At 43.8% G+C, this 18,364-nt stretch carries 13 protein-coding genes and 1 rRNA gene; 10 read left to right on the forward strand and 4 right to left on the reverse strand.

The features are described from left to right. Together B5X68_RS25450 and B5X68_RS25455 are read right to left on the reverse strand one after the other, a co-directional pair. Positions 1-234 (reverse strand): 16S ribosomal RNA (locus B5X68_RS25450); the annotation flags it as partial. Between the two features lie 416 nt (positions 235-650). Next, positions 651-3,095 carry a ribonucleoside-diphosphate reductase subunit alpha gene (locus B5X68_RS25455; RefSeq protein ID WP_082217592.1) on the reverse strand — a complete coding sequence of 815 codons (2,445 nt, stop codon included), beginning with the start codon at positions 3,093-3,095 and terminating at the stop codon, positions 651-653. Between the two features lie 449 nt (positions 3,096-3,544). Between B5X68_RS25455 and B5X68_RS25460 the strand changes: the two genes are divergently transcribed. From B5X68_RS25460 to B5X68_RS25495, 8 genes are all read left to right on the forward strand, one after another. Continuing rightward, positions 3,545-4,456, forward strand: a complete 912-nt coding sequence (locus tag B5X68_RS25460) for a sugar phosphate isomerase/epimerase family protein (protein ID WP_082217593.1) — start codon at positions 3,545-3,547, stop codon at positions 4,454-4,456. 130 nt (positions 4,457-4,586) lie between these two features. Then, positions 4,587-4,841, forward strand: coding sequence for a type B 50S ribosomal protein L31 (locus B5X68_RS25465; protein WP_082217594.1), 255 nt, complete (start codon positions 4,587-4,589; stop codon positions 4,839-4,841). A 150-nt stretch (positions 4,842-4,991) separates the two neighbouring features. Then, the gene (locus B5X68_RS25470) at positions 4,992-6,188 is read left to right on the forward strand and encodes a putative sugar nucleotidyl transferase (RefSeq protein ID WP_082217595.1); all 1,197 of its coding nucleotides are present in this window, start codon (positions 4,992-4,994) and stop codon (positions 6,186-6,188) included. 37 nt (positions 6,189-6,225) lie between these two features. Then, positions 6,226-7,344: a DNA polymerase III subunit gene (locus B5X68_RS25475; protein ID WP_082217596.1), complete on the forward strand. Its 1,119-nt coding sequence runs from the start codon at positions 6,226-6,228 to the stop codon at positions 7,342-7,344. Beyond that, entirely contained in the window at positions 7,341-7,811 is a 471-nt protein-coding gene (locus tag B5X68_RS25480; protein WP_082217597.1) for an ATP-dependent zinc protease family protein, read from the forward strand. The genes B5X68_RS25475 and B5X68_RS25480 overlap by 4 nt, the downstream gene beginning before the upstream one ends. Before the next feature lie 31 nt (positions 7,812-7,842). Next, positions 7,843-8,745 carry a 30S ribosomal protein S6--L-glutamate ligase gene (gene rimK, locus B5X68_RS25485; RefSeq protein WP_082217598.1) on the forward strand — a complete coding sequence of 301 codons (903 nt, stop codon included), beginning with the start codon at positions 7,843-7,845 and terminating at the stop codon, positions 8,743-8,745. 19 nt (positions 8,746-8,764) lie between these two features. Further along, positions 8,765-9,697 carry a hydroxymethylbilane synthase gene (gene hemC / locus B5X68_RS25490; protein WP_082217599.1) on the forward strand — a complete coding sequence of 311 codons (933 nt, stop codon included), beginning with the start codon at positions 8,765-8,767 and terminating at the stop codon, positions 9,695-9,697. Between the two features lie 83 nt (positions 9,698-9,780). Further along, a complete protein-coding gene (locus B5X68_RS25495) occupies positions 9,781-10,245 on the forward strand; it encodes a hypothetical protein (protein ID WP_082217600.1) in 465 nt (154 codons plus the stop codon). A gap of 78 nt (positions 10,246-10,323) precedes the next feature. Here the strand turns inward: B5X68_RS25495 and B5X68_RS25500 are convergent, their stop codons facing one another. Further along, positions 10,324-13,275 carry a TonB-dependent receptor gene (locus B5X68_RS25500; RefSeq protein ID WP_082217601.1) on the reverse strand — a complete coding sequence of 984 codons (2,952 nt, stop codon included), beginning with the start codon at positions 13,273-13,275 and terminating at the stop codon, positions 10,324-10,326. Between the two features lie 306 nt (positions 13,276-13,581). On the opposite strand from B5X68_RS25500, the gene B5X68_RS25505 reads away from it, so the two are divergent. Both B5X68_RS25505 and B5X68_RS25510 read left to right on the forward strand, forming a co-directional pair. Next, positions 13,582-14,652, forward strand: coding sequence for a sensor histidine kinase (locus B5X68_RS25505; protein WP_082217602.1), 1,071 nt, complete (start codon positions 13,582-13,584; stop codon positions 14,650-14,652). Then, the gene (locus tag B5X68_RS25510) at positions 14,649-15,383 is read left to right on the forward strand and encodes a LytR/AlgR family response regulator transcription factor (RefSeq protein WP_082217603.1); all 735 of its coding nucleotides are present in this window, start codon (positions 14,649-14,651) and stop codon (positions 15,381-15,383) included. Before B5X68_RS25505 ends, B5X68_RS25510 begins: the two co-directional genes overlap by 4 nt. 9 nt (positions 15,384-15,392) lie before the next feature. Here the strand turns inward: B5X68_RS25510 and uvrA are convergent, their stop codons facing one another. Next, positions 15,393-18,245, reverse strand: a complete 2,853-nt coding sequence (gene uvrA, locus B5X68_RS25515) for an excinuclease ABC subunit UvrA (protein WP_082217604.1) — start codon at positions 18,243-18,245, stop codon at positions 15,393-15,395. Positions 18,246-18,364 lie beyond the last annotated feature (119 nt).

Raw genomic sequence — 18,364 nt, forward strand, 5'->3', positions numbered from 1 at the left:
TAGCTAATCGAACGCATGCCCATCTTCAACCAATAAATCTTTAACAAATAGTACAATGCTGTACCCCTGTGTTATGCGGTATTAATCCGGGTTTCCCCGGGCTATCCCCCAGTTGAAGGTAGGTTGCATACGCGTTACGCACCCGTACGACGGTGACATTGCTGCCCCCTCGCCTTGCATGTATTAAGCCTGCCGCTAGCGTTCATCCTGAGCCAGGATCAAACTCTCCATTGTAAATTTTGTTGTGGTCTCTCTTATCGCTAAGAGGACCGAATCTTCTTAAACGAACTTTCTTTTTGCTCTCTTCATCATGTCAAAGAACGTTGCTCTGAATCTTTCAGAACTCGTTGTCTCGCCGTCTGCAAGACCGTTGTTCCCGATTGGGAGTGCAAAAGTGCAGGCTTTATTTTTAATACGCAAGTCCCCGGCGAAAATATTTATCAACTTTTTTGCAGAATTTTTCTAACCGCCTGATAACCAATATTACTAAACGGAAATTATTTTCAAAGATTTTTTATTTTTCCAAAACCCCTCATTAACTAGTCCAGGATGGCAGAAACAGCCATTATAGAAAATCTTATATAAGTACTATAAAAAACGAGCCCTCGCTTCGAAAAGCAAAGGCTCGTTTTATAAACCATCTTTATTAATTACGAACCACAAGCCTCGCAGCTTTCAGGATCGTCCAGCGAGCATTGCATATCCGCCTTATTATCTCTTGGAGCAACAGACTTAGCATGGTCTTCTGCATATTGAACGTAATTCAGTTCCTTCTCAGCAACCACAACCGTCGCAGGCTCGATCTGCGGCTCTGCTTGCTTACTTAATGTGAATTGAACCGGATCAGAGGCTGCACGGGTGCGGAGATAGTACATTCCCGTTTTTAGTCCTTTCTTCCAGGCATAGAAGTGCATGGAAGTGAGTTTACCGAAATTGGCTTCCTCCATGAAGATATTCAGCGACTGTGACTGGCAGATGAATGCACCGCGGTCGGCTGACATATCCAGCAAGCTGCGCTGCTTAATTTCCCAAGCCGTTTTATACAGGTCTTTAACGTTCTGCGGAATGTTTGGAATAGCCTGAACAGATCCGCTTGCACGAACAAGGTTATTTTTCATTTCCTCATTCCAAAGCCCAAGCCTTACCAGATCTTTGAGCAGATATTTATTCACTACAACAAATTCACCTGACAAAACCCTTCTCACATATATATTAGAAGTAAACGGCTCGAAGCATTCATTGTTTCCAAGAATCTGACTTGTGGAAGCAGTTGGCATCGGCGCTAGCAGCAGCGAGTTGCGCACACCATGTCGGATAACATCTTTCCTCAACCTTTCCCAGTCCCAGCGATTGCTGTCGGGCGTTACGTTCCACATATCAAATTGGAAAATTCCTTGTGAAACAGGACTTCCAGCCCAGGTTTCGTACGGCCCCAGTTTTTCAGCAAGTTCCATAGAAGATTCCATGGCACCGAAATAAATGGTTTCGAAAATGTCCTTATTCAACTGACGCGCTTCATCAGAGTCAAACGGCATGCGCATCATACAGAATGCATCTGCCAGTCCTTGTACTCCAATCCCGATTGGACGGTGCCTTTTATTGCTTTTCTCAGCTTCGGGAACAGGGTAGTAGTTCAGGTCAATGATTTTATTCAGGTTGCGCGTGATCACCTTTGTGATCTCGTACAATTTCTGATGATCAAAACGCATGAAACCATTTGGTCCTTGCTCGATGAATTTTGGCAATGCAATGGAAGCAAGGTTACAAACTGCCACTTCGTCTGGTGCCGTATATTCAATGATCTCTGTGCACAGGTTGGATGACTTAATCGTTCCCAAATTTTTCTGGTTTGACTTGCTGTTCGCATGGTCCTTGTACAGCATATAAGGAGTACCGGTTTCTATTTGCGATTCCATGATCGCAAACCATAGATCCTGTGCCTTTATAGTTTTTCGAGCTTTGCCTTCAAGCTCATATCTTTCATATAGTCTTTCAAAATCTTCGCTATGCGTATCTGAAAGTCCGGGGCATTCGTGCGGACAGAATAATGACCAGGTGTCATTTGCCTCCACGCGTTTCATGAAAAGATCCGGAATCCATAATGCGTAGAAAAGATCCCTTGCACGCTGCTCTTCTTTCCCGTGATTTTTCTTCAAGTCTAGGAAATCAAAAATGTCGGAATGCCAGGGTTCCATATATATAGCAAAAGAACCTTTGCGCTTTCCGCCTCCCTGATCCACATATCTTGCCGTATCATTAAATACGCGAAGCATGGGGACGATTCCATTCGATTGTCCGTTTGTTCCTTTAATATAAGTACCCGTTGCACGCACATCGTGAATACTTAAACCAATGCCACCGGCTGATTGAGAAATCAATGCACAATTTTTAAGCGTGTCATAAATTCCGTTGATGCTGTCTTCCTTCATAGTCAACAGAAAGCATGATGACATTTGCGGTTTTGGCGTTCCTGCATTGAATAGTGTAGGCGTCGCATGTGTAAACCATTTTTCAGAAAGCAAATGATAAGTTTCAATCGCTGCCTGTACATCGTCCTGGTGAATGCCCACAGCAACACGCATCAACATATGCTGGGGTCTTTCCACGATTTTGCCGTCAACCTTTAACAGATAAGACTTTTCCAGCGTTTTATAACCGAAATAATCATAGGCATAATCACGGTCATATATAATAGTAGAATCGAGAAGAGAAGCATTCTGGCGGATAATGTCGTAAACGTCCTTGGCAATGAGGGAAGCATTCTCGCCGGTTTTGCCGTCAACATATGTATAAAGGCGTTTCATGGTGGCTGAAAACGACTTTAATGTATTTTTATGGAGATTTGAGATTGCTACGCGGGCAGCCAGAATCGCATAATCAGGATGCTTTGTGGTCATGGAGGCCGCAGTTTCAGCAGCAAGATTATCCAGTTCCGCAGTGGTTACCCCGTCGTAAATTCCGGAGACGACCTTTTTAGCGACTTCTATGGGTTGGATATAGTTTGTATCAAGCCCATAGCTCAATTTCTCAATTCGCGCGGTTACCTTATCGAATTTAACCGATTCCCGGCGCCCGTCGCGCTTTATTACATACATTGACATGTTAATAGATTGTTTTTAAGGAAGTTAGTGATGTATCTTAAACTTGAAATTGTTCTTTGGAGGAGCTTAACAGTCCTTGAAATAACAATAAATTAATCGCATTCGCAACCAGTATTACCAGGGCTCTTTTGGGTTTATAGGGATAATCCAAATCGTGTAAATTGTAATATTCTAAATGCTAGCGATTTACGATTTATCAACATTAAAATGGAACCGAAAAAAAATTTACAGAAATTTAATGTTTAAAATTTGCAAACTTTTATTTTCAATGATCTAGGACATTATACCGATGATTGCTAACAAAAATTTGAATATCAGCTTGTTACAACAATAACATTATTTAAATTTATTCTAAACAGGCAAACATTTAATATTTCACGTTCCATATTATAGAATTTACTACTATATAAACTCATTTCAATACTGATCAAAACTAGTATATTATGACTAAGCTTATTGATTTTCCATCGCGCCGAAATTTCCTTAAAACATCCACAGGGATGGTGACTGGAATTGCTGCGGGACTTGCAGTGCCCGAGATTCTTTTTGCCAAAAATATCGGGCCTGGCTATTCCTTACAACTGGGCGTTTTTGCAGCATATGATAAGGCCGACTATCTGAGAGAATCGGGCTGTACTTATATAGAGGAGTCCGTAGGCAACTTCCTGATCCCGAAAGATGGTGATGCGCAGTATGCCAAAAATCTTCAACAACTTCATCAAGAGAAGTTTCCGATCAAATCGTACGTAATATTGCTCCCGGGAAGTCTGAAAACATTGGGCCCGGATGCGAACCATCAGGCGATTTTGGAAAGAACAGACCTTGTTTTAAAGCGCGCTAAGGAATGCGGCTCTCAATATGTGGTGTTTGGAAGCGGCGCTTCACGCATCATTCCAGAAGGTTTTGACCGGGATAAAGCAAAGGCACAGCATATTGAGCTGACCAAAAAAATGGCGCCGCTCGCCGAAAAATATGGCGTTACCATTGCCGTAGAGCCATTAAACCGCGGAGAGACTAATTTCATAAACAGTTTGGCAGAAGGCGTTGAAATTGTTGACGCCGTTAAAAGCCCGAAAGTGAAGCTGTTATGTGACATTTTTCACATGTTAAAAGAAGACGAATCGCCGGATGAAATCGTAAAATTTGGCAAACACATTGTACATTGCCACATTGCCGAAAAAGAAAACCGCACACCTCCTGGCGTAAAGGGAGACGATTTCAGGCCTTATTTAAGCGCTTTGAAAAAAATCGGTTATAAGGGTGGACTATCTATTGAATGCTTCGTTTACACAGATTTTGATAAAGAAGCACGCAGGGGCGTGGAAGTGCTTAAACAGCAATTGAGTGAAGTTTAATTACTTATAGTTTAGTCAATCAAAGTTTTATCAAAAAGATAGCCTTTCATTTCTTGGTTTACTAAATAAGAATTTTTACTTTTGCAATCCTTTTTGAGAATTGTATCGAAACACATAATACCATATACCAATGAAAAAAGATATTCATCCCAATTATAGAGACGTAGTTTTCTGGGATCTATCAAGCGATTTTAAATTCATTACGCGCTCCACAATAGAAACCAACGAAAACATTACTTGGGAAGATGGCAAATCTTATCCGGTTTATAAAGTTGAGGTTTCTTCTCAGTCGCACCCTTTCTACACAGGTAAAAATGTACTTGTAGATACTGCCGGCCGTGTAGACAAATTCAGAAAACGTTACGGACAGCAGAAAGAAGCTTAATCAGCATATGATTGACCGGAAGGTCATGATTCTCTTTCAATACCCGAAATTAAAAGAAGCAGTCTCTTGTACATTTTACAAGAGACTGCTTCTTTTTTTGCCCTAACCAAAAAAATGGGCGAACTTTGGCACCACATACTAGCATTACCTATGCCTACAATTATTCTGTTTGACGACCCAGTAATCCGACTTCAACTTTTACCATTTACATACACGAGACCGGTTTCAGCAATTCGTTGCGGAATCAGTAAAATTTCTGAAAAATGGAGTTCTTGGCTGGATGAAGATGTTTCATACCAAACTGCGGACTACTTGTCAGCAGCATTTCCACTCGTAAGCTCTTCGGATAACATTTATATTAACGGCGGACTTTGCCCCGATGCAGGGCTTGTTGAAGAAATACAGAAACTGCCTCCGCAATCTGCACTGGTTTCCGGAAATGATATTCTCACCGTTAGAAGTAATGCTGCTTGGCAGTCTGATATGGGTGTTTCAGATTTCGCTCAGCTGATTTATGCCAAACCATTTACATTGATACGGAATGTTTGGGATATATTCGCTTTGAATGGTGAGCAGATTAAGGCTGACTTTGGAAAAATCACTGCCAATCGAGTTTCTGAAGCGCTTAACGATCCGTTTACACATTGTTATAACCCTGCGAATATCTTCATTGAAAGTGGCGCAACGGTAAAAGCTTCAATTCTAAATGCCGAAAATGGTCCCATTTACATTGGAAAAGATGCATTAATTCAGGAGGGCTCTATGATCCAGGGACCTTTTTCAATTGGGGAAGGAGGCGTGCTGGCACAGGGAACAAAAATACGGCCCAATACAACCGTAGGACCGTTCAGCAAATTAGGTGGCGAGGTAAGTAATTGTGTAATATTCGGTTATAGTAACAAAGGGCATGATGGATATCTCGGCAATTCGGTTTTGGGGGAATGGTGTAACCTGGGCGCTAACACGAACAATTCCAATTTAAAAAATGACCATAGCAGTGTAAAATTGCATAGTTACGTATCCAATAATCTGGTTGACACAGGTTTAAGGTTTTGCGGCTTGATGATGGGCGATTATTCCAAGGCAGGAATTTCAACAATGTTCAACACAGGCTCCGTCGTTGGCGTAAGTGTTAATGTATTCGGTGCCGGTTTTCAGGCGAAGCATACACCCTCATTTTCCTGGGGCGGCAATGCAGAAGGGTTTGCAGAATATCGTTTTCAAAAGGCGCTTCATGTGGCGCAGGACACGGTTAGTCGCCGCAATGTCACATTTGGAGAAGATGACGAAAGGATTTTAAAAGCCGTGTTCGAGCAGACGCGCGAGCAGCGCGATTTTGAATGTTGAGACCATTGATTCACTTTTAGTTAAAACATAACCCTACGTGCTTTTCAGAGAAATACCGGGACTTGAACATATAAAATCAACGTTAACACGCTCGGTTAAGAATAGCCATTTGGCTCATGCACAGCTCTTTGACTCTCCCGCGGGTGGCGGCGGTCTCGCGCTTGCCTTAGCATTTGCAACCTACATCAATTGCGAAAATAAAAGCGAGGAAGACGCTTGCGGCGTTTGTGCATCCTGCGCAAAAATGAGCAAGCTGATCCATCCCGACTTCCATTTTATATTCCCGATTGCGACGTCGAAAAAGATCGATGGGAAAACCAGCGAGGCTTTTCTGGGCTTATGGCGCACATTCTTGCTGGAAAATCCTTATCGCGTCCTCCCCGAATGGCTCGATCATATTAGTGCCGAAAATAAGCAGGGGAATATTTCGGTGGAAGAAGCACGGGGCATTTTAAGAAAGTTATCCGTAAAGTCTTATGAAGGTGAATACAAGATCCTGCTCATCTGGAAGCCGGACATTATGAATGCAGCTTCTTCAAATGCGATTTTAAAAATCCTCGAAGAACCGCCTGAAAAGACATTGTTTCTTCTTGTCAGTGACCAGTCGGACAAGCTGTTGACAACCATTATTTCCCGGGCGCAACGTATTACGGTGCCTGCATTTTCAGATGAAGAAGTCCGGTATTTTCTCAAATTACAACAAGTTACTGACACGGCGGCCAATCAGATTGCCTATTTATGCGACGGCAATTTATCGGAAGCATTAAAACTGGTTCAGGACGCGGAGGATGATCGTTCCGGATGGTTTGCAGCGTGGATGCGTTCCTGCTACAAGTACGACGTTTCACATCTGGTAAAATTGGCGGATAATTTTGATGTGATGAACAAGGAAAAGCAGAAAGGGCTGCTGGAATACGCATTAAGGCTTTTTCGGGATATGCTGATATGGAGTCACGGCGCCGGTGAACTACTGCGGGTTCCAGAGGAGGAGTTAACTTTTGTTCAGAACTTTTCAAAAACAGTTAACTTTGATTCGCTTGAAAAAATGATCGAAGAAGTGAATCTGGCGTATTATCATATGGAGCGGAATGTGCGGGCAAAAATGGTTTTTCTGGATCTGTCATTGACAGTCGCCCATTTCTTTCAACGCAAATGAAGCAATCTTTGGACATTATCGGGGCAACAGACATTGTCGATCTGCCGGATTTGGGCTGGTATGATGTGCCCGTCCGCATTGATTCGGGAGCCACCACTTCCGCTATACATTGTTCCCGCGTGAGGCTAATTAAAGAAGGCGACAAACCTCAGCTATGTTTTTATTTAGATACAAAAAAAGGCGCACCTCAACAATCCTTCACTGTAACGGACTTTAAAGAAACCATTGTCCGAAATTCGTCGGGAAAAGAAGAAAAACGTTATGTGATCAAAACAAAGATTACAATCTTTGGCAAAAAAATTCGCACAGAGTTTTCACTTGCCAACCGACGTAAAATGAGATATCCGATCCTGCTCGGGCGGAAATTGCTGAAGAAGCGGTTTCTGGTGGACGTCTCGCAAAAAGATTTATCTGCTATCAAGCGCTCAAAGGCATCTCATCGTTCTCACGCCAGACACCAACCGTGAATTTTCCCCATTTTATTTTTTAATTATTTATATGAAAATCGCCGTATTATCCACCAATCCCGACCTTTATTCAACAAAGCGTCTGGTGGAGGCAATTAAACAAAAAGGTCATCAGGCAGTGGTAATCGACCATGTGAAATGCTTTGTGATGATCGAAGGGGGAAAACCGACCATTATTTATAAAGGGAAACCGATCACCGAAATCGACGCGGTTATTCCCAGAATCGGGACGTCGGTGAATGCATTCGGCTGTGCAGTAGTGCGTCAATTGGAATTGATGAAGGTGTTTACGACTGTAAAATCACAGGCGATTCTTCGTTCTCGCGATAAACTGCGTAGCATGCAGGTCCTGGCCAAATCGGGTGTGGATATTCCAAAAACTGTTTTTGCCAAAAACCCGGCCCAGGTAAACGAGCTGATCCATATGGTTGGCGGTCCGCCTGTAATCATTAAATTATTAGAGGGAACGCAAGGCGTAGGAGTGGTTTTGGCGGAGACCATCAAGGCTGCAAAATCTACTATTGAAGCATTTTATGGATTAAAAGCCAACTTTTTGATCCAGGAATATATTGCAGAATCCAAAGGCGCCGATATTCGGGCATTTGTCATTGGAAATAAGGTTATTGCGGCTATGAAGCGACAAGGTGCAGAGGGGGATTTTCGCTCTAACTTGCACCGCGGAGGCGAAGGCTGCCTTATTGAGCTCACCGAGGAAGAAGAGCACACAGCGATTGCGGCAGCCAAAGCGTTGGGTGTCAGGATCGCAGGTGTAGATCTTTTGCAATCGGAAAGAGGCCCGCTGGTTATGGAAGTAAATTCCTCCCCCGGCCTCCGCGGCATTGAAGAAGTAAGTGGAATCGATATCGCCTCATTAATTGTTGCTTACATTGAAGATAAGATTGTTACAGACGAAGGGGATACTGTTGGAGTTTGAAAAGAAAATTGAGTAAACCATGCATATAAAAATAGGAACGCGCGGCAGCAAGTTAGCCCTTTGGCAGGCGCATTATGTGGAAGGGCTTTTGAAAAAAGGCGGTGTTGACACGGAAATTGTAATTATTGAAACTAAAGGGGACAAAATCCTGGATCGTTCTTTGTCCAAAATCGGCAGTAAGGGTGTTTTTACGCAAGAATTGGAAGATCAGCTGCTGGATGGCAGCATTGACATCGCAGTGCACAGTGCCAAGGATCTTCAATCTCAACTGGACGATGCTTTTGAGCTAATTGCCTACACAGAACGCGAGAAGGCAAATGACGTTTTAGTAAGCCATAATACTGAACTTTCGCTCAAAAACGGCGAACCTTTCGTGGTAGGAACGTCCTCAACCCGCCGGATCGCCGTTTTGAGACATTTTTATCCGCATATCAAAACAGTTGACATGCGTGGAAATCTGCAAACCCGCTTGCGCAAGCTGGAAGAAGGTCAATGTGACGCTTTGCTCCTCGCCTATGCCGGCGTGCACAGAATGGAATATGACGATAAAATCGCGGAGCATCTGCTATTAGATGAATTTACGCCGGCCGTAGGCCAGGGAAGCGTCGCCATTGAGTGTGCTGTAAATTTAGCCAAGGAAAAGAAAGTCATAATCAGAGAACTGATCAATCACCCGCAAACTGAAACTTGCCTCCTAGCAGAAAGAGCATTCCTCAAACGCCTCCAAGGCGGATGCAGCATCCCTGTTTTCGGTCTGGCAACATTAAATGAAGATCAAATCAACATTACCGGCGGCATAATCAGTTTGGACGGTCAGGAATTGATAAGAAGGACGAAAACTGGCTCTATTTCTTTCCCGGAAGAACTTGGGACAGCATTAGCAGATGAATTATTGGAAGCTGGTGCAGATCGAATTTTGAGAGAGATTAGAGAACAAATTCCCGTTAAATAACCGAGAGCCTACGTTCATTCACTGGATTAGGAATGTGAAAAGCAGGATGAGTATCATCGCAAGTAATATAAAAATTATTCGCGATGAAAAAATCATTTCACTTACTGAGTTCACTTTTTATTCTATCATTGGTTTTTGCTTGCTCAAAAGAGGATCAAAAAGTTGATCCAGACTTTGCCGCTTCATCACACCTAATCTCCCATTTTCAGTCAACAGACGATTCGCTACACAATTCCAAGCGAAATTGGGTTGTAGAAAAATCCGCTATGAACACCGTAACGATCCATGAAACAGTTGTTAACATTGGAAATGGAAAGTCGTTCGAGCGGATTTACCGAGACGTAAAGATCAAGTTTGACGGACACTACTTTCTTGATTTTGAAGGCAGCAGCGTAGATACACCCTCCCAGAAAGTGTTACAGGGAAGAGGTGAATTTAATCCATTAGAACCTAACCAATTCGTTGTACAAGTGAGCATTCTTGATATTAACACTCACGAACTTTTGCGGGGATATGGTTCTGGGCTGGTTTTTGAAAAAATTAAGTAGATGCATGTTTGCCTCACAAAAAAGGCGAATCCCGGACAAACATCCGGGCTTCGCTTTTTTCAATATCATCTAAAAGAATTACGGCTTCTTAGTTGAATCGGCTGGCACTGCTGGTTTTGCAGGAATTGCAGTCGAATCAGCTGGTATAATTGGTTTTGAAGTCGAATCAGCTGGAATCACTGGCCTTGCAGTTGAATCAGCTGGCAGGACCGATGGTCTTGCAGTTGAGTCTTTCAATACTGAATCCGGGCGAGCCACTGAATCCGGACGAGCACCTTGCTGCATTGGCATCCCCTGTCTTACTGGCCTTGCTGTGCTGTCTGCTGTTGCTGGCCTTGCTCCTTGTGGGCGACCGGCACCCGCTGGTGCGCCAGCCGCTGGTGCGGCACCCGCTGGTGCGCCACCCGCTGGCGCGCCTGTCCTTGGTGATGGAACTGTGATGGCTGGTGTTGCTCCTTGCACCGCTCCGCCGCCTCCACCTGCGTCCATTCCGCCGCCGTCGCTTTTCTGGTCATCATTATTAACTGATTTACGTCTGCGTGATTTCTGCTCAACAAATGTCATTTTTCCTAAACGGTAAGAGAAATTGACCCTGAAACCCCTGTTGTACAGGAAGTTCGTGTTGTTCTGCGTGAATGTCGCTGTTTCAAGCTGGGTTTTCATTTTGAATGATGGAGCCAGGAAGTTCTCCATTCCAAATCCAATGCTTCCGCGCTTGTTCGTAAAATCTTTCTTGATTCCCAGATCATACATTCGAAATCCGGCTTGTGTTCCTTGCAGCTGAACATCGCGTCCCCTCATAAAACCACCTGCCTGCAATCCCCAACCATTTTTAATGTTAAGGCTGGTTCTGAAACGGCCGCTTAATACGAAGCCGGTGTTTGAAGCTGCCAATAAAGGATCAGGATTATTATTAGTAAGATCCGCGTAGTAAGCGTCAAAACCTCCTCCTACTTGCCATCTTTTGAAAAATGTCATGTTTCCAAAAACATTCACACCATAGTTTTTCTTCGAGCCAATGTTGCCATAAGTTGTCGTAATCACACCTTCGTCGTCCGTTGTACGAATGCTTTCGATAGAACTATTGGTAAAACGGGCGAATGTTGAAACATTCACATAAAGTGAATTCTTGAAAAAGCTTGTTCCCAATTCCACCTGATCCGTTAATTCCGGACGGAGTTGCGGGTTACCCACAGTAATGTTCTGTGGGTTCGCCGCATTTCTATTAGGGTTTAGGAATTGAATGCCTGGACGTTGAAGGCGACGATTGTAACCAAGTTTGATCGTTTGTCCTTTACCAAAAGTTTGGGATAAATTAAGACTTGGCACCAAATTGCTGTAAGCCGGAATATTTAAATCGCCCTGCTCACCTTGCGTTGCGTCAATGCTCGTGTATTCATAACGCGAACCTGCCTTCACCGTAAATTTGCTCTTGGTCGTATAAGTGTATGAAAAATATCCCGCCGCAACATTCTGATCGTAGTTCAAACTGCTCGCTGCTTGCGGCGTATCCACTGTGTTATAATAATCAAAATTACTAACCACCTGACGGAAAATGCCTTTTCCACCGAATTCAACCAACTGATTGTCTTTAACCGGCGTTTGGTAATCCACCTGAATAGTGCTTTCCTGGTTGTGGCTGGCGTTGTTATTGCCCTGGCTTCCCAGCAGTTCGCGCAATTCATTATTATTTAGCGAATAAATGTCTGCATCAAAATCATTAGTCCTGTTGTTGCGACTAAACTGAGTCGAAATGCTAAGTTCTTGTTGTGGCTTGCTCAATGTTTTGATATAATCCACATTCACATCCCACGTTCCTGACAAATCTTTTGTATTTACGTCGCGGAAACTGTTACGCGTTGTACCGTCGCTTTGTGTGTTGAATGTTGATAACTCCTGTGAATTACGCATGTTACGCATTCCATAACGCACCCCGGCAGAAAGTGACGTTTTAGAATCGATCTCATAGTCCCATCCAAAATTGTAAGAACCGAAAGCCATTTTATTGTTGGACTCGGCCATTTGGCGAATTGAGAATTTATCAATTTTACCGACTTGCAGGTTTTCTGATTTTCCTGGCATATTATAATTAAACCTGCCAAAACCGCCTAAACTGAAACCCATCTTGCCAACTCTGTAATTTCCTCTTAACCCAAGATTTGAACCCCTGTTTCCAATTCCAGTATCCAAATTCAATGTCCCACCCTGGATCGTGCTCTTTTTGGTAACAATGTTAATGATCCCGGCAGAACCCTCTGCATCATATTTTGCTGATGGTGAGGTAATTACTTCAACAGATTTGATCATATCGGCAGGAATTTGCTTCAATGCGTCCGCAACGCTGGTTGCGATAATGGTCGAAGGTTTATTATTAATCAAAACCCGAACATTGGAACTTCCTCTTAAAGAAACGTTTCCGTCCAGGTCGACCGTCAACATCGGCACTTTCTTCATCACATCCGAAGCGTCACCACCCTTGCTGGTAATGTCTTTTTCGTTATTATAAACAAGCCTGTCAACCTTCTCCTCAATCAATTGGGCCATTCCCACAACTTCCACTTCATTCAACTGAACCACATCCGGCCCAAGGCTTACATTACCCAGGTCAAGTTCTGTCTTACGTTCAATTTTAATGTCATTAATGGTTTTAGTCTTGTAGCCAATGAAGGAAATCAAAATTTTGAAGTTTCCGGACGCCACTTTGTTAAGCTCGAAAACCCCTTTTTCGTTTGTCGTAGTTCCGTCGATAGGATTGTTGGTTTTAATGTCCACCAATGAAAGCGCGGCAAATTCCACCGGCTTCTTGCTAACCGAATCAACAAGGATTCCTCGTATCTTACCATTTCCCTTGGGCGTGTCTTCCGCAGTTCCCGGGATCACCGTCTGCCTTTGCGGCCTGTCGTTTCCACCGCCTCCGCGATTTCCTCCGAATCCGCCGCCCCCGCCACCACCGCCGGGAAATTGTGCAGAAGCCGAAAGGCTGAGCACCATCAGGATTATAACAGGAGTAATTTTTCTTATCATGTTCATGGTTGTATTGCAAATAATTGTTCGATTCAATTTCAAAGTAAATACCTTAACTTGACAATAATCCGGGCAATAGATGGAACGGACACTTCTACCGATCAAAACGTGTTTTTAGCCGATAAGTCCTCCGTTCTAATTCTTGGAATAGTACAGAATAAGTAATTGTGACGACAAGTTGCTTTATAGAGTGTCGGCGGTAATCAGTCGGTATTTGCCGCGTGTTGATCGATTGCACTAGGCACTTTGATATATTACCCGTATGATTGTAATTGCAAACTACTCTACTGCAATAACCTAATTCATAATAAGATGGATGCTAGTACCGCACGAAAATATCCTCCGTTCTTCCTGCATCTTTTAGGATGGAGCTTCTTGGCTTTATTTTTAATGTGGCAACCGCTCAGCTGGCAAATTCAATTCCCAGTGACTTTTTGGGTGAAGCAAGCAGTGTTATTCACATTGCTCATCGGCATTTTTTATCTTAACTATTACTTTTGGTTTCCCCAATATCTTGCTAAGAATCGTTACAGCCGCTTTATATTGCTCAATCTTGTATCGGTAATCATGCTGGCTGTAATTATAGAACAGGTTAAAATCGCTATTAACCATGGCGAACAAATGGACAGGGCATTCAAAACCGCTCGCGAGGCAAACGGAGCAAAGAAACCTCAGGACAAACTCGATTATTTCTCACTTATGACTGCGCTGCTGATCATCGGCATCAGCACCAGTGTGGCGGCCGTTAAGGATGCGCAACGCGATAAGCATTACAGGGAAAACCTGGAAAAGGAGAAAATAAACTCCGAACTTTCGTTTTTGAAAGCGCAGATCAACCCGCATTTCTTTTTCAATACATTAAATAACATATATGCTTTAACGGTGATTGATGTGGAAGCGGCGAGGGAAGCCCTGCACAAACTTTCCCGAATGATGCGTTATGTACTTTACGAAACCCAGCACGGAACTGTTTTACTGAGTCAGGAAATCGCTTTTGCACAGGACTATATTCAATTAATGCAATTGCGGCTTACCGACAAAGTGACTGTTCACCTTGATCCGCCGCATCCTTTGCATGACGTTTCTATTGCGCCAATGCTATTTTTGCCGTTTATTGAAAATGCATTCAAACACGGTGTGAGCGCTGTTCAACCGAGCCGGATAGACATTCAGATCCGACAAGACAAACACAAAATTCATGTGGAAGTGAAAAACACATTATTTACGGATAAAAGGGCGATTCTGGACGAAAGTAATGGCATCGGGCTGGTCAACACGCAGCGCAGGCTTGACCTTTTATATCCGGGAAAATACCAGCTGGAAGTGACTGAGAATAAAGAAGAAAAGGAATTTGAAGTTCATTTGGAATTAGAAACTGCATGAGCGTACTCCAATGCATAGCAGTAGACGACGAGCCGTTAGCGCTGGGACTAGTTTGCTCCTTTATTGAAAAAACACCCTTTTTAACTCTTGCAGGGCGTTATTCCAGCGCAGTCGAAGCGCTACAAGCCATTCATTCGAAACACATTGATGTCATTTTTCTTGATATTCAGATGCCGGATTTGACTGGAATTGAGCTTGCACGGGTTATAGATAAAGCCGATAATAAAGCGCCCAGGATCATATTTACGACTGCATTTAACCAATATGCGCTGGACGGCTTCCGCGTCGACGCACTTGACTATCTCCTGAAACCTTTCAATTACGAAGAATTTCTGCGCGCAGCTTCCAAAGCGCAAGCTTACAGCGAGCTATTGAATAAGGCATCTTCCGCCAGCGTCCCTGATCCGAAAGACGGCTACCTCTTTCTTAAAGTTGAATATCAGCTTGTCAGGATCGCCTACGATGACATTCTTTATATGGAAGGATTGAAGGATTATGTGAAAGTTCATTTGAAATCGGATCCAAAGCCGGTTCTTTCGCTAACCAGTCTGAAAGCATTGGAAGAAAAGCTTCCCGCGTCAAAATTCATGCGCGTACACCGCTCATTCATCGTAAATCTGGACAAGATCAGTGCTGTAACAAAAAATACCATCCAGATCGGCAGCATGACAATTCCCGTCAGCGACCAGCATAAGGATGGTTTTAATCAGTTTTTGAGCAAATGGATGTAAAAGGAAGGCTTATTTAAGCTCTTCCTTCAAGAAATATCCGGTGTAACTTCCTTTCACTTTCGACACTTTTTCAGGCGTTCCTTCGGCAATGATGCGGCCGCCTTGTGCGCCGCCTTCGGGACCAACGTCAATGACGTGATCTGCAACTTTGATGACATCCAGGTTATGCTCGATAATGAGGACTGTATTCCCTTTTTCAACCAGTTTGTTCAAAACATTAAGCAAATGCCTGATATCCTGAAAATGAAGGCCGGTCGTGGGCTCATCGAGAATGTAAAGTGTTTTTCCGGTGTCACGTTTTGAAAGCTCTTCTGACAGCTTAACGCGCTGCGCTTCTCCGCCGGACAATGTTGTTGCGTGCTGGCCTAATGTAATATAACCCAAACCTACATCATTCAATGTCTGCACTTTACGCAAAATCCTGGGCTGATTCTCGAAAAATTCAAGTGCAGATTCTACGGTCATATCCAGAATGTCAGCAACCGATTTTCCTTTAAAGCGCACTTCCAATGTTTCCCTATTGAAGCGTTTTCCTTTGCAGGTTTCGCAATTGATATGGACATCCGGCAAGAAGTCCATTTCAATCTTCTTCATCCCCGCACCCTCGCAATCTTCACAACGCCCGCCTTTGACATTAAACGAAAAACGTCCCGGCTTGTAACCTCGAATTTTCGCTTCGGGCAATTCCGCAAAAAGCGTCCGAATGTCTGTAAACAAGTTCGTATAAGTCGCTGGATTCGAGCGCGGCGTGCGCCCAATCGGCGATTGATCCACTTCAATGACTTTATCGATATTTTCCAAACCTTCCACCGATTTGTAAGGCAGCGGCTCTCTTCTTGATTTATAAAAGAACTGATTCAGCAATGGAAACAGCGTTTCATGGATCAGCGACGACTTTCCGCTTCCACTCACACCCGTCACGCAAACCATCGTTCCCAGCGGAAACGACATGTTTACATTTTTCAAATTATGTCCCGTGCAGCCTTTGATAGAAATGGTTTTACCACTTCCTTTCCGGCGTTTTTTTGGCACATCAATCGCAGTTCTTCCACTTAAATACTCAGCAGTTAATGAGCCATTTTGAAGGAAAACTTCCGGCGTTCCCGCTCCCACAACATTGCCGCCATGACGCCCAGCACCTGGACCAATGTCCAGAATGTAGTCGGAAGCCAGCATCATATCCTTATCATGCTCCACAACCAAAACGGTGTTTCCAAGATCGCGCAAGCTTTTCAAAGAATTGATAAGCCGCACATTATCACGTTGATGCAAACCAATGCTAGGCTCATCCATAATGTAAAGCACACCCGTCAGCTGCGTTCCGATCTGCGTGGCAAGTCTGATCCGCTGCGCTTCTCCACCCGAAAGTGTCCTTAATGCACGGTTTAATGTCAGATAATCAAGTCCTACATCAAGCAGGAAACCGACTCTTTTCCTGATTTCTTTCAGGACTTCGTGACCGATGACGCGTTGCTTTTCCTCCAATCTGTCTTCAAGATTCACAAGCCATTCCGCCAACACACGAATATCGCTGTCGGCGAGTTCGGCAATGTCTTTCCCATCCACGCGGAAATGCAGTGATTCCTTTCTCAGGCGTTTGCCATTACATTCCGGACAGGTTTGGACGGTCATGAAATCCTTTAACCAATCCTGGATTTTGTCATTTCCACTCTCCTGCTGGCGTTTCAGGAAGTTAATAATGCCGTCAAACTTGGTTTCCCACTCCGTTCCAGGATATTTTTTGGAAGGAACAGGCACAGCATCTTCACTTCCGTAAAGCACGAGTTTCATGGCGTCCTCGGGAAATTTATCCAAAGGCGTTGCCAATGTCACTTTAAAAGGCTTCAACAAAACCTCCAACTGCTTGAAAATCCACGCTTCCCGATATTCACCCATAGGTGCAATGCCGCCTTTGGTAATGCTCAAAGATTTATCCGGCATAATAGACTCTTCCGTGATTTCCTCAATCATCCCCAAACCCTGGCAAGTCGGGCACCAGCCATAAGGCGAGTTGAAAGAGAATGCATTAGGTGCCGGATCATCGTAACTAATCCCCGATTCCGGGTCCATCAGGTTTTGGGAAAAATAGTAAGTTTCTCCTTTTTCATCCAAAACCATTAAGGCGCCTTTTCCCTGCTTAATCGCAGTCGCAACAGACTGACTCAAACGATAGCGCGATTGCGGATCTTCGGATTCTTTCTTTGGAACAACACGATCGATAACGATCTCAATGTCATGCACTTTATAGCGGTCGAGCTGCATTTTTGGCGTAATTTCCTGCACTTCGCCGTCCACCCGCACTTTGTTATAACCAAGTCGCGCAATTTGAACAAAAAGCTCCCTATAATGTCCTTTCCGCCCTTTCACCGCAGGAGCGAGCAAGCTGATTTTTTTGCCTAAAAACTGTGTAAATAATTGATTAATGATCTGATCCTGCGACTGCTTGACCATTTTACGGCCTGTAACATACGAGAATGCTTCGCCCGCACGCGCGTAAAGCAACCTCAGGAAGTCATAAATTTCTGTAACCGTCCCAACAGTTGAGCGGGGATTGCGGGAAGTTGTTTTTTGTTCAATGCTGATAACAGGCGACAAACCGCTGATCTTGTCGACATCCGGCCGCTCCATTTCACCAATAAAACCACGCGCATAGGAAGAAAAACTCTCCATATAACGGCGCTGACCCTCGGCATAAATGGTGTCAAAAGCCAGAGAAGATTTCCCGCTGCCACTGATGCCCGTGACCACCACAAGCTTGTTCCGCGGGATATTGACGTCGATATTCTTTAAATTATGCTCGCGTGCGCCTTCTACTTCAATTAAATCCTGGCCTTCGAGCTCAGTTGCATTCAAATGTTCCAAAATGATATTTCCGTTTGCGATAAAGTTCAGTAAAACTGGTTATTGGATAACCCAAAAAATCGGCTCAGAGTTGCAAACTTTCCTGACAACATTCCGGCTTGCATGCGCCGTATAAATCA

Origin of the sequence: Dyadobacter psychrophilus, from assembly GCF_900167945.1 — a bacterium.
GTDB classification, from domain to species: domain Bacteria; phylum Bacteroidota; class Bacteroidia; order Cytophagales; family Spirosomataceae; genus Dyadobacter; species Dyadobacter psychrophilus.